The organism is Achromobacter sp. 77 (genome assembly GCF_020541125.1).
In the GTDB taxonomy this organism is placed as follows: domain Bacteria; phylum Pseudomonadota; class Gammaproteobacteria; order Burkholderiales; family Burkholderiaceae_B; genus Achromobacter; species Achromobacter mucicolens.
Genome location: NZ_CP059848.1, coordinates 3191970 through 3214048 on the forward strand (window position 1 = coordinate 3191970; position 22079 = coordinate 3214048).

Below are 22079 nucleotides of genomic sequence, written 5' to 3' on the forward strand. Positions count from 1 at the left end.
CCAAACTCCTTTTAGGAACCCCAATGCGCGAAGCCGTCATCGTTTCCACTGCCCGCACCCCCATCACCAAGGCGGGGCGCGGCGAATTCAACCTGATCGCCGGGCCCACGCTGGCCGCACACGCCGTGCGCGCCGCCGTGGACCGCGCCGGCATCGACCCCGCCCTGATCGAAGACGCGTTCATCGGCTGCGGCTATCCGGAAGGCGCGACCGGGCGCAACATCGGCAGGCAGGCCGTCATCCGTGCCGAGCTGCCTGTCAGCGTCGGCGGCGCCACGATCAACCGCTATTGCGCGTCCGGCCTGCAGGCGATCGCCTCGGCCGCGAGCCGCATCGTGATGGATGGTGCGCCCGCCGTGATCGCCGGCGGCGTGGAACTGGTATCGCAGATCCGCACGCGCGACGACGGCGTCAGCGGCATGGACCCGTGGATCGTGGCCAACAAGCCCGAGCTGTATCTGCCCATGATCGAGACCGCCGACATCGTGGCCGCGCGTTACGGCATCAGCCGCGAGGCGCAGGACCGCTTTGCCGCGCAAAGCCAGGCGCGCACCGAGGCCGCGCAGGCCGCGGGCCGCTATCGCGAGGAGATCGTTCCGGTCACGACCACCATGTCCGTCACGGACCGCGCGACGGGCGCCATCACCGAGCGCGAAGTAACGGTGGACAAGGACACCTGCAACCGCCCCGGCACCACCTACGAGGCGCTGGCCGGCCTGGCCCCTGTCCGGGGCGAGGGCCAGTTCGTCACGGCGGGCAATGCCTCGCAGCTGTCGGACGGCGCAGCGGCCTGCGTGCTGATGGAAGCCGCCGAAGCCCAGCGCGCCGGCATCCGGCCGCTGGGCGCGTTCCGCGGCTTGGCCATCGCCGGCTGCGAGCCCGACGAAATGGGCATCGGCCCGGTGTACGCGGTGCCCAAGCTGCTGGCCCGCCACGGCCTGAAGGTGCAGGACATCGACCTCTGGGAACTGAATGAGGCATTCGCGTCGCAGGCGCTGTATTGCCAGGAAAAGCTCGGCATCCCCATGGATCGCCTGAATGTGGACGGCGGGTCCATCGCTCTGGGCCATCCCTTTGGCGTCACGGGCGCGCGGCTGGCAGGCCACGTCCTGATCGAGGGCCGCCGCCGCGGCGCCCGCTACGCCGTCGTCACGATGTGCATCGGCGGCGGCATGGGCGCGGCCGGCCTGTTTGAAATCTACTGAGAGACCCGCATGGATCTGGAATTCACCCCCGAAGAAATCGCCTTCCGCGACGAGGTGCGCGCCTTCCTGGACGCGAAGCTGCCGCGGCGGCTGTCGGACAAGGTCAGCGAAGGCAAGCTGCTGACACGCGATGACATGACCGAGTGGCATGCCATCCTGAACACGCAAGGCTGGCTGGCCACGCATTGGCCCGTGGAATACGGCGGCACGGGCTGGAACGCATCGCAGAAGTACATCTTCGACAACGAATGCGCGCTGGCCAATGCGCCGCGCATCGTGCCCTTCGGCCTGAGCATGCTGGGACCCGTGCTGATCAAGTACGGCACCGAGGCCCAGCGCCGCTACTGGCTGCCCCGCATTTTGGACGGGTCGGACTGGTGGTGCCAGGGCTACTCGGAACCCGGCGCGGGCTCGGATCTGGCGTCGCTCAAGACCACGGCCGTGCGCGACGGCGACAGCTATGTCGTCAACGGCCAGAAGACGTGGACCACGCTGGGCCAGTACGCCAACATGATCTTCTGCCTGGTGCGCACCTCGCAGGAAGGCCGGCGCCAGGAAGGCATCAGTTTCCTCTTGATCGACATGAACAGCCCGGGCATCGAAGTGCGCCCGATCATCACGCTGGACGGCGAGCACGAGGTCAACGAGGTGTTCTTCTCGGACGTGCGGGTTCCTGCCGAAAACCTGGTGGGCGAGGAAAACCGCGGCTGGACCTGCGCCAAGTACCTGTTGACCTATGAACGCACCAACATCGCGGGCGTCGGCCAGTCCACGGCCGCGCTGGAACGCCTGAAGGCGGTGGCCGCGCGCCAGAAGCGCCACGGCCGCCCGCTGGCCGAAGACCCGGATTTTGCCGCGCGCCTGGCGCGCGTGGAGATCGAGCTGGCCAACATGCGCACGACCAACCTGCGCGTGGTCGCGGCGGTGGCCGGCGGCGGCGCGCCCGGCGCGGAGAGCTCGATGCTGAAGATCCGCGGCACGCAGATCCGCCAGGAGATCAGCGCCTTGAACCGCCGCGCCATGGGCCCGTACGCGCGCCCCTTCGTGCCCGAGGCGTTGCACGACGGTTATGACGCGCCCCCCATCGGCCCGGACGGCGCAAACAGCGCCGCGGCGCAGTACTTCAACAACCGCAAGCTGTCGATCTTCGGCGGCTCCAATGAAATCCAGAAGAACATCATCTCCAAGATGATCCTGGGACTGTAAGGGCTGGCCATGAATTTCGAACACACCGAAGACCGGCGCATGCTCTCGGACATGCTGCGCCGCTTTGTCGCCGAGCAATACGACTTCACCACGCGCATGCGCCACGCCGAATCGCGCGAGGGCTACAGCCCCGAGTTCTGGCGCCGCTACGCCGAGCTGGGCGCCATCGGCGCACTGTTCACCGAGGCCGATGGCGGCCTGGGCGGCGCGGGCTTCGATATCTCCGTCGTCTTCGAAGCCCTGGGACGGGGCCTGGTGGTCGAGCCCTTCCTGGACGCCGTGATGGTCGGCAGCGCCATCGCCGCGGCGGGCTCGCCGGCGCAGCGCGAGGCGCTTGACGGCCTGATCGCCGGCAGCCTGACCGCTGCATTGGCCCACGCCGAACCGGCGTCGGGCTACGACCTGAATCAGGTGGCCACGCGCGCCGAATCCAGCCCCGACGGCTGGGTGTTGAACGGCGCCAAGGCCGTCGTCTACGCGGGCGAGCATGCCGACCTGTTCCTGGTATCGGCGCGCACGGCAGGCAATGTTGACGACGAATCGGGCATCGGCCTGTTCCTGGTGACCCGTGGCACGCCGGGCCTGGCGCTGCGGGGCTACGGACTGATCGATGGCGGCCGCGCCGCGGAACTGGTGCTGGACAACGTCAAGCTCGCCCCCGACGCCCTGCTGGGCGACGCGCAGGCCGGTCACGCGCTGCTGGAACGCGCCGTGGGCCGCGGCATCCTGGCGCTGTGCGCGGAAGCCGTGGGCGCCATGGACTGCGCGCGCGACGCCACGCTGGAATACCTGCGCACGCGCCGCCAATTCGGCGCGCCGCTCGGCAGCTTCCAGGCCTTGCAGCACCGCCTGGCCGACGTGCTGCTGGAAATCGAGCAGGCCCGCTCGGCCGTCATCAACGCGGCGGCAGCTGTGGACCATCCGGATCGCGCCACGCGCGAACGCGCGCTGTCCGCCGCCAAGGTCACGATCGGCCGCATCGGCACGCTGGTGGCCGAGGAATGCATCCAGTTGCATGGCGGCATCGGCATGACGTGGGAACTGCCGCTGGCGCACTACGCCAAGCGCCTGGTCATGATCGATCACCAGCTGGGCGACGAAGACCACCACCTGCGGCGCTACATCGCGCTGGGGCAGGCATGAGCGCGCAGGCACGGCCATGATCGACTCCCCATCCTCGACCCGCGCCCGCCCCTTTGCCGCACCCTTTGCCGCGCCGTTTCCGGTACGCACGGCGCAGGACGTCCAGCGGTTGCAGGCGCGGCCGCTGGCGGACACGCTGACGGTACAAAGCACGTACGAGATCTTCTGCAATTCCGCCGACGCGTTCGGCGACACGCGGGCGCTGACCTTCCTGCGCAGCGCCGACCCGGCAGACGATGCCATCAGCTGGACCTACCGTGAACTGCTGGCCGGCATCCACCAGACCGCCAACCTCTTGCACAGCCTGGGCCTCCGCGAAGGCGACGCCGTGGGCGTGCTGCTGCCCGGCTGCCTGGAATACCACCTGGCGCTGTGGGGCGGCGAGGCGGCAGGCATCGTGCAGCCGCTCAATCCCCTTCTGACCGACGACAAGCTGGCGTCCTTGATGACGACGGCGCGCGCCAAGGCGCTGATCGCCTATGGGTCCGACGTGGAATGCGGCTCGTGGTCCAAGGCGCTGCGCCTGATGGAACGCGTGCCGACCCTGAAAACGCTGCTCCGCGTGGCGCCGTGGCACGAGGCCGAAGCCGACCGCCCCGCGCTGCCGGACTTCGCGCGCGATTTCAACGCGGCCCGCGCCGCCCAGCCCGCCGACCGCCTGGTCAGCGAACGCGTCATCCGCGCCAGCGATGTGGCTGCCTACTTCCACACCGGCGGCACCACGGGCGCGCCCAAGCTGGCCATCCACACGCACGCCAACCAGGTGTTTTCCGCGTGGGCGGCCGTGCAGCTGCAAAACGCCGGGCCGGGCGACGTGGTCATCAACGGCTATCCGCTCTTTCACGTGGCGGGGGTGCTGCCGGCGTCGCTGGCGGCGTTGTCGGCTGGCGTCGAAACCGTCATTCCCACCACCCTGCTGCTGCGCAACCGCGATGTGCTGCGCAACTACTGGCGTCTGGTCGAAAAGCACCGCGCCACCTCGCTGCAAGGCGTGCCGACCATCCTGGCCGCGCTGGCCGAGGTGCCGCTGGACGGCGCCGACATCTCGTCGCTGCGCTACTGCCGCACGGGCGCGGCGCCCCTGCCCGCCGAGCTGGCCGCGCGCTTCAAGCGCCTGTTTGGCCTGCATGTCAGCGAAAGCCTGGGCATGACCGAGATGGCCGGCATCACGTCGATCTCGCCGCCGGGCTGTGAATTTCCGGTCAATTGCGTGGGGTTTCCGCTGCCCTATGTACAGGTGCGCATCGTGGGGCTGGACATGCCCGCGGGCCAGCCCGCGCGCGACCTGCCCGCCGGCACGCCGGGCATGGTGCTCATCAAGGCGCCCAACGTCATCCCGGGCTTTCTGGATCCCGCGGACACCGCGCACGCCTTCACTGAGGACGGCTGGCTGATCAGCGGCGACGTCGGCTTCATGGATGCCGAGGGCCGCCTGCATCTGCAAGGGCGCGCCAAGGACCTGATCATCCGCGGCGGCCACAACATCGATCCCAAGACCATCGAAGACGCCCTGGCCACGCATCCGGCCGTGCAACTGTGCGCGGCGGTCGGCGCCCCCGACGCCTACGCGGGGGAATTGCCGATCGCGTTCGTCACGCTGGCCGAAGGCCGTGACGCGACCGAGGCCGAACTGGTGGCCTACGCCGCCGCGCACGTGGACGAAGGGCCCGCACGGCCCAAGCGCGTGGTGATTCTGGACAGCATGCCCATGACCAACGTGGGCAAGATCTACAAACCCGATTTGCGCCGCCTGGCGACCGCCGTGTCGGTCGAGGCCGTGGTGGCGCGCACCCTGCAAGCGGCTGGCCGCGCCCAAGACGATCCCGTCTTTCGCGTGCTGGCCGATGCGCAACCGGATGTCGCCGTAGAAGCCGGCGCCGGTGCGCCCGCGCCGCTGATCGCCAGCCTGCGCGAGGCGCTGTCCCGGCTGCCTGTCAAAGTCGACGTGCGCGATTGACTGGCATCCCATAACAACACCCACCAGGAGACAACACCCATGGCCCGACTGCCCCTGCGACGCGCTTGCCTCGCCGCCCTTACGCTCACCCTGGCAAGCGCCGCCTTGCCTTTTTCCGCCAGTGCGCAGACCGACTTTCCCACCAAACCCATCACGCTGATCGTGCCCTTCCCGGCCGGCGGCTCGACCGACCGGCATCTGCGCATCGTGGCGCAGGATGCCTCGAAGTATCTGGGCCAGCCCGTCATCGTGGAGAACCGCCCCGGCGCGGGCGGCACGCTGGGCACCGCCACCATGGCCAAGACGGCCAAGCCGGACGGCTACACCATCGCCCTGTACACGCTGGCAATGCTGCGCATGCCTTACATGCAGAAAAGCAGCTGGGATCCGATCAACGACTTCACTTTCATCCTGGGCCTGTCGGGCTACACCTTCGGCTTCACCGTCCGCTCGGATTCGCCCTACAAGACGTTCAACGAGTACATCGAAGCCGCGCGCAAGGCACCCGGCAAGATCGACTACGGCTCGACCGGCATCGGCTCGTCGCCGCATCTGATCATCGAAGAGATCGCCATCAACGCGAACGTCAAGCTGAACCATGTGCCGTTCAAGGGCAACGCCGACATGCAGCAGGCGCTGCTGGGCGGCCACGTCATGGCGCAGAGCGACGCCACGGGCTGGGACCAGTTCGTCGATTCCGGCAAGATGCGCCTGCTGGTCACCTTTGGCGACAAGCGCACGACCCGCTGGCCCGACGTGCCCACCGCGCAAGAGCTGGGCTACAAGGTCGTGTCCACTTCCCCCTACGGTCTGGCCGGTCCCAAGGGCATGGACCCGGCGGTCGTGAAGATTCTGCATGACGCGTTCAAGAAGGCCCTCTTCGATCAGGCCAGCATGGACGTCATGAAGCAGCTCAATCAGGAGCCGGCCTATCGCAGCAGCGAGGACTACAAGGCGTGGGCGCAGGCGACCTTCGTCAAGGAAAAGGACCTAATCGAGCATTTGGGGCTGATGGCCAAATAGCAAGCGGCGGTTCGGGCGGCAGGGTTGCCGTCCGCCGGAGCCAGACCGTAGGCGCGGCGTGCGGACAGATTTTGCATGCAAGAAATGTCCACCGCCGCGCCTGCCTTTTGTTAGACTGGCTGCCCGATGATTTTCCACACCGGCAGCCCCTGCCGCGCCTCATGATCCAGGACGTCCAGCCAGACCCCAGCGCCGACGACATCGCAAGGGAAGTGTCCGCCGCCATCGTGGCGCACAAGCTTCCGCCCGGCACCCGGTTGCGCGAAGAGGCCCTGGCCCGGGTCTACAAGGTCAGCCGCACCAAGATCCGCGCGGCGCTTTTGATGCTGTCCAAGGACAAGCTCATCAACATCGTGCCGGACAAGGGCGCCTTCGTCAGCAAGCCGGATGCGAACGAGGCGCGCGAGGTCTATGCGGTGCGCCGGATTCTGGAGGCCGCGCTGGCCCGGGAATTCGTGGCGCGCGCGACGCCCGACGATTACAAGCGCATCGACGACCACCTGGCCGAGGAACGCCGCGCGCTCGACAGCGGCGACGTGCAGACACGCAACCGCCTGCTCAGCCATTTCCACATCCTGCTCGCCGAAGCCGTCGGCAATTCCGTCCTGACCGGCATGTTGCGCGAACTGTCGGCGCGCAGCGCGGTGATCACCGTGCTGTATCAGACCTCGCACGATGCCCATTGCTCGTCGCGCGAGCATCACGCCTTCATCGAGGCGGCGCGCGCGGGCGATGTCGAGCGGGCCTGCGCCCTGATGGACGAACACCTGGAGCACGTTCTCACCGCGCTGGACTTCAACGGGGACAAGCAGGCCGGCAGCGACCTCGTCGCCGCGCTGCTGAGCTGAGGCCCCTTCCGCTATCCTGCGCGCAGCAATTGCTCCATGCGCTGCTGCAGCCAGCGCTCGGTCTCGTTGAGCACCGCCCCCTGCATCCATAGCGTGCGCACAGCCAGCATGGGCAGCGCCAGTTCCGCGCAGGGCAGCGGCCTGAGCGTCGTACGAAAACTCTCGTACTCCGCAATGTTCAGGGGCAGGATCGCAAAGCCCAGCCCGTCGGCCACCATGCCCGCAATGCTGTAGAAGCTGTCGGTGCGCCAGACCGTCGGGCTCAGCACCATGTCCTCCACGCCTTCCATCTGCATGACCAGCTGGCGGTGACGCGCCAGATCCTCGCGCGACACCTGCGGCAAGCCCGCCAGCGGATGGCCGGACGCGACGAAAATCCCTTGCGCCACGTTGCCCAGGGATTGGTGCGCGAAGTCGCTGCCGGGATCGCCCCGGTCGAAGTGGAACGCGATGCTTGCCCGGCCCTGGCGCACGTAATCGGCGACCTCGGTCGCGGTGCCGTTCAGTTGCGTCAGCTCCAGCGCCGGAAACCGCTCGGCCAGTTCCACCACCAGCGCGCCCAGCACCAGATAAGGCAAGGCTTCATCCAGCGCAATGGACAGGCGCGCCTCCTGGCCGCCGGCGAACGCCAGCGCCCGCTGCGACAACCCGCCGGCCTGGCGCAGCAGTTCCTTGGCTTCTAGCAGCATCACCTCGCCAGCCGGCGTCAGCACCGCGTTGCGGCGCGACCGGTCAAACAGTTCCACCCCAAGATCCGCCTCCAGCAGCCCCACCGCCGTGCTGACGGCCGACTGCGCGCGCCCGATGCGCCGCCCCGCCGCCGAAAACGAACCCGCTTCGGCGGCTGCCACGAATTGCCGTAATTGATCCAATGTCCACTGCATGGAGTGCTCCTGATTAACCATCTATTTTATAGATGGAATCCAACTTTTTATGGCCAATATCTAGATGGATAATGCGATCCGTGATCCCGAGCGCGCCCGACGCGCCGGGATCATGGTTTTCAATAAGGAGTAGAACCATGCAGCGGACTCATTCGAACGCTGTTGCCGCGGCCACCCCCGGCCGCTGGCTCGTGCTGGCCATCGTGTCCAGCGCGTTGCTGCTGATCGTCGTGGACATGACGGTCCTGTACACCGCCCTGCCGCGGCTCACCCACGAACTGGGCGTCACGGCCTCTGCCAAGCTGTGGATCGTGAACGTCTACGCACTTGTCGTGTCCGGCCTGCTGCTGGGCATGGGCACGCTGGGCGACCGCCTGGGGCACAAACGCCTGTTCATGATGGGGCTGGCCGTGTTCGGCGCGGCCTCGCTGGCTGCCGCCTACTCGCCCGGCGCAATCGTCCTGATTGCCGCGCGCGCGTTGCTGGGCGTGGGCGCGGCGATGATGATGCCCGCCACCCTGTCCATCCTTCGTCTTGCGTTTGCCGACGAGCGCGAGCGCGCCGTCGCGATCGGCGTCTGGGCGTCGGTCGCCTCGGGCGGCGCGGCGCTGGGGCCCGTCGTGGGCGGCCTGCTGTTGGAGCATTTCTGGTGGGGTTCCGTGTTTCTCATCAACGTGCCCATCGTGCTGCTGGCGCTGCCGCTGGCGTGGCGCTTCATTCCGGCCAGCCGGCCTGACGCGTCGCGCCCCTGGGATCTGGCCGGCTCGCTGCAAGTGATGGCAGGCATGGTCCTGTGCGCCTACGCGCTCAAGGAACTGGGCCGCGCGTCGCCTTCCTGGCTGCACGCCGCGCTGGCCTGCGCAGCAGGCGCCACCATGCTCGCCATCTTCGTGCGGCGGCAGCGGCGGCGTCCCTACCCGCTGATCGACTTCTCGATCTTCCGCAATCCGTCCTTCAGCTCTGCCGTGGCGGCGGCGCTGTTTGCCGCAGCGGCGCTATTGGGCATGGAACTCGTGTTCAGCCAGCGGCTGCAACTGGTCCTGGGCATGTCGCCCATCCAGTCCGCGCTTTTCATCCTGCCGCTGCCGCTGGCCGCGTTCGTCGCCGGACCGCTGGCCGGTCTGCTGCTGGGGCGCATCGGCAGCCGGCGCCTGCTGTTCCTGGCGCTGCTGGTGTCGGGACTGGGCATGGGCGGCTATCTGCTGACCTACGACGGGGCCGTGATGCCGCAACTGATCAGCCTGTGCGTGCTGGGCCTGGGCATTGGGGCCACCATGACAGCCGCCTCCAGCACCATCATGCAAAGCGCCACCCCCGAGCGCGCCGGCATGGCCGCGTCCATCGAGGAAGTCTCGTACGAGCTGGGCGGCGCGCTGGGCGTGACCTTGATGGGCTCGATCCTGTCCGGCGTCTACGCGCAGTCGCTTTCCGTGCCGGCAGGCGTGACGGCCACCGGCGCGGCGCGCGACAGCCTGGACGAAGCGCTCATCGTGGCCGGCAGCCTGCCCGCGGACTTGGCGGCGACGCTGACATCGCTGGCCCGAACCGCCTTCGAAACCGGCTACGCCGCGGTGATCGCCACTGCCACGATCATGCTGCTGGGCACGGCCGCGTTCGTGCTGCTGAACCGCACCCGGCGGACAACACAACCGGGCTGAAGGCGCGCCCGCCCGGCCGCAACGTCAGCACACCGCGCGGCGCGCGCCGCTCAGCCGTTGCGGAACGCGTGATCCAGGTCCGCGATCAGGTCTTCCTCGTGTTCCAGGCCGATCGACACCCGGATCAGCCCTTCGGACACCCCCGCCGCATCGCGTTCCTCGGCGGGCACGCCGGAATGCGTCGTCGATGCCGGGTGGCACACCAGCGTTTCCGTGCCGCCCAGGCTGACGGCCGAGCGGAACAGATGCAGGGCATTGATGAAGCGGAACGCGCGCTCGCGGCCACCTTCCAGCACGAAGGCGAAGGTCGAACCCGGTCCGGTGCACTGGCGCTTGTAGACCTCTTGATAGGCGCGGTCCGCAATCAGTTCAGGGTGGAATACCCGCACCTTTTCGTACGGGTTTTCCGCCAGCCACTGCGCGACGCGCGTCGCCGTGCGCGCCGCCTGCTTCATGCGAAGCACCACCGTTTCCATCGACCGCGTGATCATCCAGCATGAATGCGGGTCCAGTTGCGAGCCGAAGGCGCTGCGGATGGCGCGCACCTTCTTGATGAGCGCCTTGCTGCCAGTGACCGCCCCCGCCACCAGATCGCTGTGGCCGCCGACGTACTTGGTCAGCGAGTACACCGACAGGTCCACGCCGTGTTCCGCCGGCTTCTGAAAGATGGGCCCCAGCAGCGTGTTGTCGCATACCGAGATTGGCCGGTAACCATGCCGCGTTTCGAACGCATCCAGCTCGTTCTTCATTGCCTCGAAATCGAACAGCGCATTGGTCGGATTGGCGGGCGTCTCGACATAAAAAAGCTTGACCGGCCCTTTCTCGGCAGCCGCTTCCAGCGCCGTGCGCATGCTGCGGGGCGACAACCCGTCCGCGACGGGGTGCGACCCAATGCCCCACTCCGGAAAGATCTTGCCGATCAGCGTCTCGGTGCCGCCATAAAGCGGCACGGACTGCACCAACTGGTCGCCAGGCCGCAAAAAAGCCATCAACACCGCGCTGATCGCGGACATGCCGCTGGACGTGACCGCCGCGTCCTGCGAGCCGTCCAGCAGCGACAGCCGGTCCTCCACGATCTCCAGGTTCGGGTGATTGAACCGGCTGTACACCAGCCCCGCCGTCTCGCCCTGCGGCAAGGGCTTGCGGCCCGACACCAGGTCAAAGAACGCCGCGCCGTCTTCGGCCGTGCGGAACGCAAACGTGGACGTCAGAAACACCGGCGGCTTGACCGCCCCCTCGGACAGATAGGGATCGTAGCCATAGGACATCATCTGGGTTTCGGCATGCAGGGGACGGCCGAAGATGTCCTTCTTGTGGTAGCTCGAGTACGTCATGGTGTGCCTCTTTCTGGTGTTCCAGCCAAGCGGGCAGGCGCGTCACGCATCTTTCAGACAATAACGCCGGGGCGCGAGCGAAACATTGCAGGTTGTGACCCGCACCAGATCAGAGGCGCCCCGGCGCCGCGAGCGGCACCGAGGTGGCATTCAACCAAGCGCCCGCAGTCAGAACGGCTGCAGGCCAAGCGCGGCTCGGAACCGGTTCTTCACGTGCACGCCGTCGCGGGACGGTAGCGCGCGGGGCGGCTCGTCGGGGCTGATGAACGCCTGCACGAACGTGACGCCGCGCCGCGCCCGCACGCGCTCGGCGACTTCCCCCGCCTGGCCGGTTTCGCGGACGCTGAACGCCTCCCGGATGCCGAACCCGCGCGCCACAGCCACGAGGTCCGTGCCCAGGCTGGTGTGGCTGCGCTGCATGCCGGTCTCGCCAAAATGCCCGTTATCCAGCACCAGGATGGTCAGGTTTGGGGGCTGCTTGGCACCGATGGTGCCCAAGGTGCCCACGCCCATCAACTGCTCGCCGTCGCCGGTGATGACGAGCACCGCGCGCTCGGGTTGCGCCAGCGCCAATCCGAGCCCCAGGGCCGCCGCTCCGCCCATCGCGCCCCATAGATAGAAGTTATGGTCGCGGTCGCCCGCGGCGAACACGTCGTAGGACGGCGATCCCAGCCCCGAGATGACGAGCGCATCGGGCGTGGCGGCGATCAGTTGCGACACGAAGGCGCGGCGCTCGACGGCGCCTTGTGGATTCAGGTTCGTCGACATCAGTTGCGCTCCCACTTCTTACGTCCGATCAAGGTCTGCGACAGCAGCACGGCCACCTGTTCGCCCGCGAGAAACGCCGAATCCAGCGCTGCGCCAACGATCTCTCCCACCTCGTCGGGGTCGGATGCCCGCAGCACCGTGATGCCCATCAATTCCAGCGCCTGCTGCGTGGTCCGGCCCATCGGCCCTTGCCACGGATTGAACTCGGCGTATTCGCCGCGCATCGTCACCAGCGTCAGGAACGGGAAGTTGCAACTGCGCAGCAGCGAGAACATGTTCACGCAATTGCCCACGCCGCTGCTTTGCATCAGCAACGCGGCGCGCTGGCCGCCCAGCCACGCGCCGCTGACGACCGCAACTCCCTCTTCTTCTGTGGTCAGGACCACGTCGTTGATGTCCGGATCCTGCTGCGCCTGCCGGATCGCGTAGGCATGGCCCGCGTCGGGGACGTAGGCGATCTGGCGGATGCCGCCGGCTTTCAGCGCGTCGAACACGGCTTGTTGCCAGGCGGGCGCCTCGGTGGTCGTTGAAGTCATGGTGGGTTTCCCTGTGGCTGAAGTGCTGCGAGCCATCTTATATCGCTATAGAATTACCAACTAAATAGAATTTGCTGATGGATTTAATCACTCATCCGCATACCCGGAGCGCCAATGGACTTGAAGCAACTGAAGGCGTTCGTAACCGTGGCCGAGACCGGCAGCGTGACCAGCGCCGCCCGCCTGCTGAACATCGTGCAGCCTGCGGTTTCCCGGCAATTGAAGCTGTTGGAAGACGATATCGGCACGCCGCTCTTCACCCGCGGCCGCCTCGGCATGGAACTGACCGACGCCGGCAAGACGCTGGAGGACTACGCGCGGCGCGCCTTGAACGAGTTGGACCGCGCTCGCGCCGAGATCCGGCCGTCCAGCGGCACGGTGGGCGGCATCGTCACCGTGGGCCTCTTGCCCAGCACGGCTGACATGCTGTCCAGCGCGCTGCTGTCTGCCGTGGCAGCCCACTATCCCGGCATCCGCCTGCGGTTGACGGCGGGGTATGCCGGCCATCTGCAGTCGTGGCTGGAAACCGGCGACGTGGACATCGCGCTGCTGTACGACTCCAAGCCGAATCCCGCATTGAAATTCCGCACCTTGCTGGAAGAGAGCCTGTGGTTCGTCGGCCCGCCGGACAGCGGACTCGACACCCGCACGCCTGTCCGCATGGCTGACATCATCGGCCGGCCTCTGGTGTTGCCGGGCGCCCCGCATGGCCTGCGTTCGCTGGTCGAGCAGGCCGCACGCACGCAAGAGACCGAGCTGCACATCGTGGCCGAGACCAATGCCATGAGCGTGCAGAAGCGTCTGGTGCTGGACGGCCACGGCTACACCATCCTGCCCTCGATCGCCGTGGCCGACGACGTGGATCGCGCAATCCTGGCCGCTGCACCGGTCGTGGATCCGTTGCTGGTGCGACGCATCGTGCTGGCGCAACCCGCCACCCGTCCCATCGCCAATTCCGTGCATTGCGTCCTGAACGAGTTGATCCAATGCGCGCGCGATGCGGTGCGCAATGCACGCTGGCCGTCCGCCCGCTGGTTGTCCAAGTAGCCCCGCGCGCCGGCCGCGCCATCTCCCGCCGTGATGAATTCCATCACGAAATTCTATTTATTCGGCCTTTTCATAACGGATTAATCTGGGACACCTGACAGCGCTTTCTGGCCGACATGTCCCACCTGATTGATACCGAACTCCCCGCCGGCGCAAGGACGGAAACACGGCTGATCCCCGGTCCGGCCGGTCCGCTGGCGTTGCTGATTGACCGCCCCGCTACGCCGCACGTTGGGGTGGCCATCGTTACTCATCCGCAACCGCTGTTGGGCGGCACGCCTCGCCACAAGATCCCGCACAGACTGGCGCACGGCGTCCGGGATGCAGGATGGATCGCGATACGGCCCAGCTTTCGGGGCGTGGGCGCCAGCGCCGGCGTGTATGACCATGGCCTGGGCGAATCCGAAGACATTCTCGCCGTCGTGCACGCCGTACGTGCCGAGTCCCCCAATACACCGCTGGCGCTGATTGGCTTTTCATTTGGCGCGTATGCCCTGGCCCGCGCGATTCGCGCGCTGACCGACCAGGACGCCGCGCCTGACGCCGCCATCCTGGCCGGGCTGCCGGTCGGCGCCGTCGAGGGTGACCGGGTCTACGACACGCCGCCCTTGCCCGCCGGCGTGGTGCTGATCCATGGCGAATCGGACACGCAGGCGCCCTTGCAGCCGTTGCTGGCGTGGGCGCGGCCCACCTCCCATCCGATCATCGTCGTCCCCGGCGCGGACCACTTTTTCAACCATTCGCAGGACCTGCTGCTTTCCCTCGTCCTTGCGCATCTTCCCAAGGAGGCCGACAAGGCTCGTACAGATTGATCGCGGCGCCCTTTCACACCTCCCCGGTACGCCATCGAGCAAGAGGGAGGGTTCAACAAGGAGACAGACATGCGCTTTCCCATCAAGCGTTGGGCGTGCGGAGCCCTCGCGTCCGCATTCAGTGCGGCCGTCATGGCGGCCGCGCCGTATCCGGATAAACCGATACGCCTCATCGTCCCCTGGCCCGCGGGCGGCTCGGCGGACACAATCGGCCGCGCGCTGGGCGATGCCTTGGGCAGGCGCCTGAATGCGACGGTCGTGGTCGAAAACGTGGCGGGCGCTTCCGGCACCATCGCAACCACCCAATTCGCCCGCGCCGCGCCGGACGGCTACACCCTCCTGCTGGCCAGCAGCTCGGCCAACGTCTCGGCGCCCAATCTGTACGCCAAGGTGCATTTCGACCCGATCAACGACTTCGCGCCGATCGGTGAAGTTGCGCTGGTGCCCAGCGTGCTTATCGTCTCGGAGAACTCGCCGTTCAAGCGTCCGATCGACATCGTCGCCGCGGCACGCAAGCAGCCCGGCAAACTGACCTACGGCTCTGGCGGCACCGGCAACTCGGGGCATCTGTCCGGCGAACTCTTCCGCACGATCAACAAGATCGAGGTCACGCATGTGCCCTACAAGGGCAACAACCCTGCCTTGACCGACCTGATGGGCGGGCGGCTCGACTACATGTTCGACAACGGCGCAATCGGGCACATCCAGAGCCAGCGCGTCCGCGCGTTGGCCGTTGCCGCCGACGCCCGGCTCAAGGCCATTCCCAACGTGCCGACGTTCAAGGAACTGGGCATGGCGGGCATGCAACTGACGACGTGGTTCGGCCTGGCGGCGCCGGCCGGCACGCCCGCGCCCATTGTGGACAAGTTGAGCAGCGCCCTGAACGCCGTGATGTCCGATCCCGCCTATTCGCAACGGCTCATCGCAATGGGTGCCGAATTGCACCAAAGCACGCCTGCGGCATTCACGGCTTTCTGGGCAGAGGAACTGGACCGCTACCGCCAGCTCATCCAGTCCGCAGGCATCCGGGTCAATTGACGCGCAAAAGCGCACGACAGCCCATCAAGGAGACAGGCATGAAGGCAACTGCATTTCAACGGATTTTCGTGACCGGGGCGCTGGCGCTGGCGGCTAGCGTGGCGCATGCAGCGTGGCCCGACGATCGTCCGATCGAACTGGTGGTGGGATTCGCGCCCGGCGGCGGCACGGACGTCATGGCGCGGCTGGTTGCCCAGCACATGGAAAAGCGCCTGGGCGGCAAGGCGCGGATCATCGTCATCAACAAGCCGGGCGCGGGCGGAGAAATTGCGGTGCGCTACGTTGCCGCCGCCAAGCCGGACGGCTACACGCTGGGCATGATCAACGCCCCCGGCTTCGTTTATCTACCGGTCAGCAAGGGCGCGAAGTACAAACCCGAGGACATCCGGCTCATCGCCCGTCTCGTCGACGACCCGCTGCTTTTCATCAAGCGGCGCGGGTCGAAAGCGCCGGACGACCTGCAGTCACTCGTCACAAAGCTGAAGCAGTCGCCCGAATCGCTGTCCTTCGGCCACAGCGGCGACGGCACGACCGGACATCTGGCCTTGATGGACATGGAGCGCAGCCAGAACGTACGCGGCACAAGCGTGCCGTTCAAGGGCGGCGGCGATATCCGTCTGGGGATCCTGGGCGATCACATCGACTACGGCTTGATTACCGTGAGCGAAGTGCCGGAACTGGTTGACCCGAAAGGCCCCTTCGAGGCCATCGCCATCGCCAGCGACAAGCGCCACAACACCATTCCCACCGCGGCGGAGTCCGGGGTGACGCTGCGATATTCGTCCGAGCGCGGCATGGGCGGCCCGGCGACCTTGCCGGACGCCATCCGCGACAAGCTGGAGCAGGCGCTTCAAGACACGCTGAAGGATCCTGCCTTCCTGGCGGCATCGGGGCGCGACGCCGCCGTGCTGGCCTTTCAGCCGGGCGAGGAATGGAGGGCCAGCCTGGCCCGGCAGACACGCGCCTTTCAGGAAGAGGCGAACACGAAAAAGTAGGCGCCTGATGCCGGGCAGCGCTTGCGCCGCTGCCTGGCATCCACCTTCCGGACGCCCCTTGCGATGTGTTTTTTGGCCCTGTTTGTTTTTTTTATGTACTTTAATTAAACAAAACCTAGGGTAAACGCCCCCTTTATCTCCGGAAAAAGCCGATCTATAAACACATACTGTTTTTTTTATGTGTTTTTCTAAGATGAAAATTGCACTCATTGGATGCGGCGAAGTCGGACATTGCTATACCCGCGCCTGGACCGCCGCCGGACATCGCATCGTCGGCATCTGCGACCTGCGTTCGGACGCCGACATGGCGGACCGCGCGCAGGCCGCAGGGGCAATCTTGCATGCCGAACCTGGCGCCTGGCTCGCGGAAGCGGACGTCGTCGTTTCCGCCGTGTACGGCTACAACGCCGCCGAGGTCGCGGCCCAGGCGCTACCGCATATGCGCGCCGATGCGGTGTACGCCGACTTCACCACCGCCAGCGCCCCCGACATGCAGAAGGCCGCCGCCGCAGCTGCCGCACACGGCATTCCCTTCATGGACGTCGCCATCATGGGCGCCATCGCCCTGCTGGCCGAGAAGACGCCGCTGCTGTGCGCCGGCGATGGCGCGGCGGTTGTGACGGCGCTGGGCGAAAGCGCGGGCGCGACAGTCCGGATCATCGAAGGAAAGCCTGGCGATGCGGTGCGCCTGAAGCTTCTGCGCAGCATCATGACCAAGGGCATGGAAAGCCTGGCGGTCGAATGCCTGGTGGCGGCCGAACGCATGGGCCTGCGCGATTCGCTGTACGAAGTGCTGGCCGACATCGACCGCACGCCGCTGACGGCGTTCATGGATTCGTTCGTGCGCTCGCACGTGCTGCACGCGCCGCGCCGTCTGGCCGAGGTGCGCGAAGCGCGCGACCAGTTGCATGAAGCGGGTCTGGAGCCGCTGGCGCTCAACGGCGTCGAAGCGCTCTTTGCCCGGTCCGCCCGCGGCATCGAGGCCGCGCGCGCGAACGGTGAGGCCCCGGCCGCCGACACGGTCCAGGCGCGCCTTGCCTGGCTGACCACGCTGGCCCGCCAGTCCTGACACCCCACCGCGCCCCAGAGCGCGGACCGAATCCGCAATAACACTTAGTGAGGAAGACAATGAAACTGTTCAAGAAACTGCTGGCCGCATCCCTGGTGCTGGGCTGCGCCGCGGCGCAGGCCGCCGACCTGGGCTCGGCGCCGATCACCCTGATCTCACCCTTCCCGCCCGGCGGCGGCACCGACACGCTGACGCGCATGATCGGCAGCGCGATCAGCCAGGACGCCGGCTGGAACATCGTGGTCGAGAACAAGCCCGGCGCCGGCGGTAACCTGGCGCTGGACGCCACGGCCCGCGCCCGCCCGGACGGCCACACGCTCGTCATGGCGCAGACCGACAACATCGTGCTGAACCCGTGGCTCTACAGCAAGCTCAGCTACGACACCTTCAAGGACTTCAAGCCGGTAGGCCCCGTGGCCTCCTCGCCCAGTGTCTTCGTCGTGCTGCCCGACTCGCCCTTCAAGTCGCTCGGCGACGTCGTGAAGGCCGCCCAGGCCAAGCCCAACCTGGTTTCGCTGGGGATCCCCGGCATCGGCGGCACCGGTGACCTGACCGGCTATCTGTGGCGCAAGGCGGCCAAGATGGAACTGATGCACGTGCCCTACCGTGGCTGGAGCCAGGCCTTCCCCGATCTGGCCAGCGGCCGGATCGACATGTACGTCGGCTCGGTGGCGTCGCTGCTGCCGCAGATCCGCGGCGGCAAGGTGCGCGCGCTGGGCGTGGTCGCCAATGAGCGCTCGCCCGCCCTGCCGGACGTGCCCACCTTCCCGGAAAGCGGCTTTCCGACCATCAACCAATCGATCTGGTGGGGCCTGATGGCGCCGGGCAAGACGCCGGACGATGTCGTCGCCGCGCTGAACACCGAATTGCAGAAGGTGCAATCCAACCCCGAATTGATCAAGAAGCTTGAAGAGGCCGGCTACAGCGTCCTGAAGGGCTCGCCCGAGGACCTGGCGCGCCGCCATCGCGCCGATCACGACGCCTTCGGCAAGGTCGTGCAAGAAGCCGGCATTCCCAAGCAGTAAGCCCCACACGTATCCATCCAGCGATCAGGAGCAGAGATGACAGGTTTTGAAATCCACGCCCGCCAACGCGCGGTCAGCAAGGAACTCGTCGAGAAATTCCGCCAGGTGCCGGTGGCCAACGTCAGCGACTGCATGTCGCGCATGACGGCCGGCGGCGCTCGCCTGCGGCCCATGCACGACGGCACGCCCCTGGCCGGGCCGGCCCTGACGGTGCGCACACGTCCCGGCGACAACCTGCTGGTGCACAAGGCGCTCAGCCTCGCGCAGCCGGGCGACGTCATCGTGGTCGATGCCGGCGGCGACCTGACCAACGCGATCATCGGCGAGATCATGACCACCTATGCCGAGTCGCGCGGCATCGCGGGCATCATCATCAACGGCGCCATCCGCGACTGCGGCACCATCCGCCGCAGCGCCTTCCCCGTCTATGCGGCGGGCGTCACCCACCGCGGGCCGTACAAGGACGGACCGGGCGAGATCAACTGCGTCGTCGCGCTGGACGGCATGACCATCGCGCCGGGCGACCTGATCCTGGGTGACGACGACGGACTGCTCGCGGTGCCGTACGAACAGGCCGAAGCCATCTATCAGGCGGCAGCGGCAAAGCACGACGTGGAAACCAAGATGCTGGCCGATATCGCCGCCGGCACGCTGGACACGTCGTGGATCGACGCCCGCCTGCGCTCGCTGGGTTGCACGGGAGTCTAGCCATGCGCGATGCGGCAGTCAGCAGGCCCGATCTGCGCGTCGTGCGCCTGGATCTGTGGATCGATCCCGCGTTTGACGAGGCGATCGCGCGGGACGCCACGCTGGACCTGCGCGTGCTGCCGGCGCAAGGCGACGCGGTGACCGCGGCCGGCTTGGCCGGCGCCCATGCCTACCACGTCAGCGCGGCCAAGGACGAAGTCCCCGCGCGGTGGCAGGTGTCCGCCGACCTCTTGGCCCAGTGCCCTCAGTTGCTGTGTGTCTCGTCCGGCGGCGCCGGTTACGACACGGTCGACGTGGCCGCCTGCACCCGCGCGGGCGTGGCGGTGGTGAACCAGGCCGGCGCCAACGCCGCGTCAGTGGCCGAGATGACCTTCGCCCTGCTGTTGTCGCTGGTCAAGCGGCTGGGCGAATCGGAAGCCGCGCTCAGGGCGGGCACCGCGGTGAGCCGCGAGGCACTGATGGGCCGCGAGATCGAAGGCCGCGTGATCGGCATTGTCGGCATCGGCGAGATCGGGCGCCGCGTCGCCCGTATCGCGGCCGGCTTCGGCTTGAAGGTCATTGCCTACGATCCGCTGCTGGCCGACGCGCAGATCGCCGAACGGGGCGCCGCGCCCGTCAACTTTGATGCGCTGCTGGAACAGGCCGATATCGTCAGCCTGCACTGCCCGCTGAACGCCGTCACGCGCGGGATGTTCGGCGCGGCGGCGCTGCGCCGAATGAAGCGCGGCGCGCTCTTCGTCTCCACCGCGCGCGGCGGCATTCATGACGAGGACGCGCTGCTTGCCGCGCTTGAGTCCGGCCATCTTGCCGGCGCGGGCCTGGACGTCTGGCAGGTGGAGCCGCCGCCGCCACGCAGCGGCCTGCTGCACCGCCGCGACGTGGCCGCCGCCTTTCACACGGGCGGCGTCACGCACGAAGGCCGCCGCAAGGTGGCGCAGGGCTCGGCCACGCAGATCATCGACATGCTGGCCGGACGCAAGCCCGCGCGCCTCGTCAACCCTGAGGTCTGGCCGCGCTTTCTGGCGCGTCTGGCCGAGCATGGGGTGAAGGGGTAGCGTCCGCCGTTGGTATAGTCGCAACTTTGAAAACCGGGAAGAGCCAGCCTCCTCATGTCGAGCGCCAGTGATTACGTCTACGGCGAATTGCGCCGCCGCCTGATGGCCGGATCGTTCCTGCCCGGCGAACCGCTGCGCGAGGAACACATCGCCACCCAGCTCTCGGTCAGCCGCACGCCCGTGCGCAACGCGATCGAACGCCTGATTGCGGACGGCCTGGTCACCCGCGAAGGCCGGCGCGGCGCGGTCGTGCTGGGCTGGCAGGACCGCGACATCGACGAAGCCTTCGAGCTGCGCATGCTGCTCGAACCCTACGCCGCCAAGACCGCCGCCGAACGCGCCACGCCCGAACAGATCGACGAGCTGGAACGCATCAACCAGTGCATGCTCGACGCGGTCAATTCCGGCGCGCCCGACCACGTCGCCCAGGTCCAGCACAACAACAACCTGTTCCACCACGCCCTGCTCGAGGCCGCGCAGTCCGCGCGCGTGCGCTCCCTGGTCGAGAACCTGCTGGACATGCCGATCATCATCGGCTCGTTCTATTTCTACGGCCGCGAAGACATGCTGCGCAGCGTGGAACACCACCGCCAGATCATCGCCGCGATCCGCGCGCGCGACCCCGAATGCGCGCAGATCGCGGTGCGCTTTCACCTGGCGTCAACGCATCTTCTGTTCCGCTCGCACCGGAAGGACAGGAAGACGGGCGGGTAGGCTCGCGCAGGCCGGCGGCCAGACGCCTTAGATCTGTCCCGGCACCACCCGGTTGCGGCCCTGCCGCTTTGCTTCATACAGGCCCCGGTCGGCCGCCTGGATCAGCTCCGTGCACGGTTGCCCGTCCAGCGGCACGGCGGTCGCCAGACCGATGCTCACCGTCAGCCACGGCCCGAAGCCCGCGTCGCGTTGGGGAATCTGCATGGCTTCCACTGCGCGGCGCAGCTTTTCGGCGGCCAGGCGCGCGCTGCCGCCGGGCGTTCCCGGCAGCACCAGCGCAAATTCCTCGCCGCCAAAACGCGCCGCCAGGTCGGTGGACCGGTCGCAACTGGCGAAGATGGTGTTGGCGACGCGCTTGAGGGCTTCGTCGCCCGCAATGTGGCCGTAGGTGTCGTTGTAGGACTTGAAGTGATCCACGTCGATCATCAGCATGCTGATCTCTCGGCTGTCCCGGCCCGCGCGCTGCCACTCGGCATTCAGGTACTCATCGAAATAGCGCCGGTTGCCCAGCCCGGTCAGGCCGTCCGAATTGGTGAGCCGGCGCAGTTCCATGTTGCTTTCCAAGAGTTGCTGCTGGCTCTGGCGCAATGCCTGATAGGCTTCGTCGCGCTGCACCAGCGCCATATAGGAACGCGAGTGGTAGCGGATGCGCGCAATCAGCTCGATCGAATCCGGCAATTTCACCAGGTAGTCGTTGGCCCCCGCCGCGAAGGCTGCACTCTTGATGGCGGGATCTTCCTTGGTGGACAGGACGATGATCGGGATGTCGCGCGTCACGGGATGGCCGCGGTATTCGCGCACCAGGGACAGGCCGTCCACGCCGGGCAGCACCAGATCCTGCAGGATGACCGTGGGCCGCGTCTGGATCGCCACGCTCAGCGCCTTGTAGGGATCCGAGCAATAGTGGAAATCGATGTTGGCTTCGGGCACCAGCGCGCGCCGGATGGCTTCTCCCACCATGACCTGGTCATCGACGAGCAACACCATCGCCCCGTGCGAATTGAGATCCGCGGAAACCGTGTCTTCAGGGGATGGCAGCATAGTGGGTCCTTGA

General features: G+C 67.2%; 21 protein-coding genes. 16 read left to right on the plus strand and 5 right to left on the minus strand.

The window, feature by feature from the left end:
* Positions 1-23 precede the first annotated feature (23 nt).
* The 6 genes from H4P35_RS14735 (at position 24) to H4P35_RS14760 (ending at position 7382) form a co-directional block, all read left to right on the plus strand.
* On the plus strand, positions 24-1205 hold the full coding sequence (locus H4P35_RS14735) for an acetyl-CoA C-acyltransferase (protein ID WP_152384633.1): 1182 nt from the start codon (positions 24-26) through the stop codon (positions 1203-1205).
* A gap of 9 nt (positions 1206-1214) precedes the next feature.
* Complete coding sequence (locus H4P35_RS14740) at positions 1215-2411, plus strand: acyl-CoA dehydrogenase family protein (RefSeq protein WP_226846083.1); 1197 nt, start codon at positions 1215-1217, stop codon at positions 2409-2411.
* A gap of 9 nt (positions 2412-2420) precedes the next feature.
* Positions 2421-3554 (plus strand): acyl-CoA dehydrogenase family protein, encoded by a 1134-nt coding sequence (locus tag H4P35_RS14745; protein WP_226846084.1) that lies wholly within the window; start codon positions 2421-2423, stop codon positions 3552-3554.
* A 16-nt stretch (positions 3555-3570) separates the two neighbouring features.
* Entirely contained in the window at positions 3571-5511 is a 1941-nt protein-coding gene (locus H4P35_RS14750) for an acyl-CoA synthetase (RefSeq protein WP_226846085.1), read from the plus strand.
* Between the two features lie 39 nt (positions 5512-5550).
* On the plus strand, positions 5551-6534 hold the full coding sequence (locus H4P35_RS14755; protein WP_056318169.1) for a tripartite tricarboxylate transporter substrate binding protein: 984 nt from the start codon (positions 5551-5553) through the stop codon (positions 6532-6534).
* A 161-nt stretch (positions 6535-6695) separates the two neighbouring features.
* Positions 6696-7382, plus strand: coding sequence for a GntR family transcriptional regulator (locus H4P35_RS14760; RefSeq protein WP_226846086.1), 687 nt, complete (start codon positions 6696-6698; stop codon positions 7380-7382).
* 11 nt (positions 7383-7393) lie between these two features.
* Here the strand turns inward: H4P35_RS14760 and H4P35_RS14765 are convergent, their stop codons facing one another.
* Positions 7394-8266: a LysR family transcriptional regulator gene (locus tag H4P35_RS14765; protein ID WP_152384638.1), complete on the minus strand. Its 873-nt coding sequence runs from the start codon at positions 8264-8266 to the stop codon at positions 7394-7396.
* 137 nt (positions 8267-8403) lie between these two features.
* Between H4P35_RS14765 and H4P35_RS14770 the strand changes: the two genes are divergently transcribed.
* Positions 8404-9924: an MFS transporter gene (locus H4P35_RS14770; protein ID WP_180098589.1), complete on the plus strand. Its 1521-nt coding sequence runs from the start codon at positions 8404-8406 to the stop codon at positions 9922-9924.
* A 50-nt stretch (positions 9925-9974) separates the two neighbouring features.
* On the opposite strand, the gene H4P35_RS14775 is transcribed toward H4P35_RS14770, so the two are convergent.
* From H4P35_RS14775 to H4P35_RS14785, 3 genes are all read right to left on the minus strand, one after another.
* Entirely contained in the window at positions 9975-11258 is a 1284-nt protein-coding gene (locus H4P35_RS14775) for a cystathionine gamma-synthase family protein (protein ID WP_180098588.1), read from the minus strand.
* Positions 11259-11426: 168 nt separating this feature from the next.
* Positions 11427-12026, minus strand: a complete 600-nt coding sequence (locus H4P35_RS14780) for a thiamine pyrophosphate-dependent enzyme (protein WP_226846087.1) — start codon at positions 12024-12026, stop codon at positions 11427-11429.
* A complete protein-coding gene (locus tag H4P35_RS14785) occupies positions 12026-12562 on the minus strand; it encodes a thiamine pyrophosphate-binding protein (protein WP_128829144.1) in 537 nt (178 codons plus the stop codon). The genes H4P35_RS14780 and H4P35_RS14785 overlap by 1 nt, the downstream gene beginning before the upstream one ends.
* Positions 12563-12676: 114 nt before the next feature.
* Here H4P35_RS14785 and H4P35_RS14790 point away from each other — a divergent pair, with 114 nt between their 5' ends.
* The 9 genes from H4P35_RS14790 (at position 12677) to H4P35_RS14830 (ending at position 21025) form a co-directional block, all read left to right on the plus strand.
* Positions 12677-13609, plus strand: a complete 933-nt coding sequence (locus H4P35_RS14790; protein ID WP_226846088.1) for a LysR substrate-binding domain-containing protein — start codon at positions 12677-12679, stop codon at positions 13607-13609.
* A gap of 116 nt (positions 13610-13725) precedes the next feature.
* The gene (locus H4P35_RS14795) at positions 13726-14421 is read left to right on the plus strand and encodes an alpha/beta hydrolase (RefSeq protein WP_226846089.1); all 696 of its coding nucleotides are present in this window, start codon (positions 13726-13728) and stop codon (positions 14419-14421) included.
* A gap of 69 nt (positions 14422-14490) precedes the next feature.
* On the plus strand, positions 14491-15459 hold the full coding sequence (locus tag H4P35_RS14800; RefSeq protein WP_226846090.1) for a tripartite tricarboxylate transporter substrate binding protein: 969 nt from the start codon (positions 14491-14493) through the stop codon (positions 15457-15459).
* A gap of 38 nt (positions 15460-15497) precedes the next feature.
* A complete protein-coding gene (locus H4P35_RS14805) occupies positions 15498-16454 on the plus strand; it encodes a tripartite tricarboxylate transporter substrate binding protein (protein ID WP_226846091.1) in 957 nt (318 codons plus the stop codon).
* A 193-nt stretch (positions 16455-16647) separates the two neighbouring features.
* The gene (locus H4P35_RS14810; protein ID WP_226846092.1) at positions 16648-17523 is read left to right on the plus strand and encodes an NAD(P)-dependent oxidoreductase; all 876 of its coding nucleotides are present in this window, start codon (positions 16648-16650) and stop codon (positions 17521-17523) included.
* A 59-nt stretch (positions 17524-17582) separates the two neighbouring features.
* Positions 17583-18548, plus strand: a complete 966-nt coding sequence (locus H4P35_RS14815; protein WP_056318153.1) for a tripartite tricarboxylate transporter substrate binding protein — start codon at positions 17583-17585, stop codon at positions 18546-18548.
* A gap of 36 nt (positions 18549-18584) precedes the next feature.
* On the plus strand, positions 18585-19256 hold the full coding sequence (locus H4P35_RS14820) for an RraA family protein (RefSeq protein ID WP_056318150.1): 672 nt from the start codon (positions 18585-18587) through the stop codon (positions 19254-19256).
* A gap of 2 nt (positions 19257-19258) precedes the next feature.
* Positions 19259-20311, plus strand: a complete 1053-nt coding sequence (locus H4P35_RS14825) for an NAD(P)-dependent oxidoreductase (RefSeq protein WP_226846093.1) — start codon at positions 19259-19261, stop codon at positions 20309-20311.
* Positions 20312-20365: 54 nt separating this feature from the next.
* On the plus strand, positions 20366-21025 hold the full coding sequence (locus tag H4P35_RS14830) for a GntR family transcriptional regulator (RefSeq protein ID WP_226846094.1): 660 nt from the start codon (positions 20366-20368) through the stop codon (positions 21023-21025).
* Positions 21026-21052: 27 nt separating this feature from the next.
* Here the strand turns inward: H4P35_RS14830 and H4P35_RS14835 are convergent, their stop codons facing one another.
* Positions 21053-22066 (minus strand): PleD family two-component system response regulator, encoded by a 1014-nt coding sequence (locus H4P35_RS14835; protein WP_056318137.1) that lies wholly within the window; start codon positions 22064-22066, stop codon positions 21053-21055.
* Between the last annotated feature and the right edge of the window lie 13 nt (positions 22067-22079).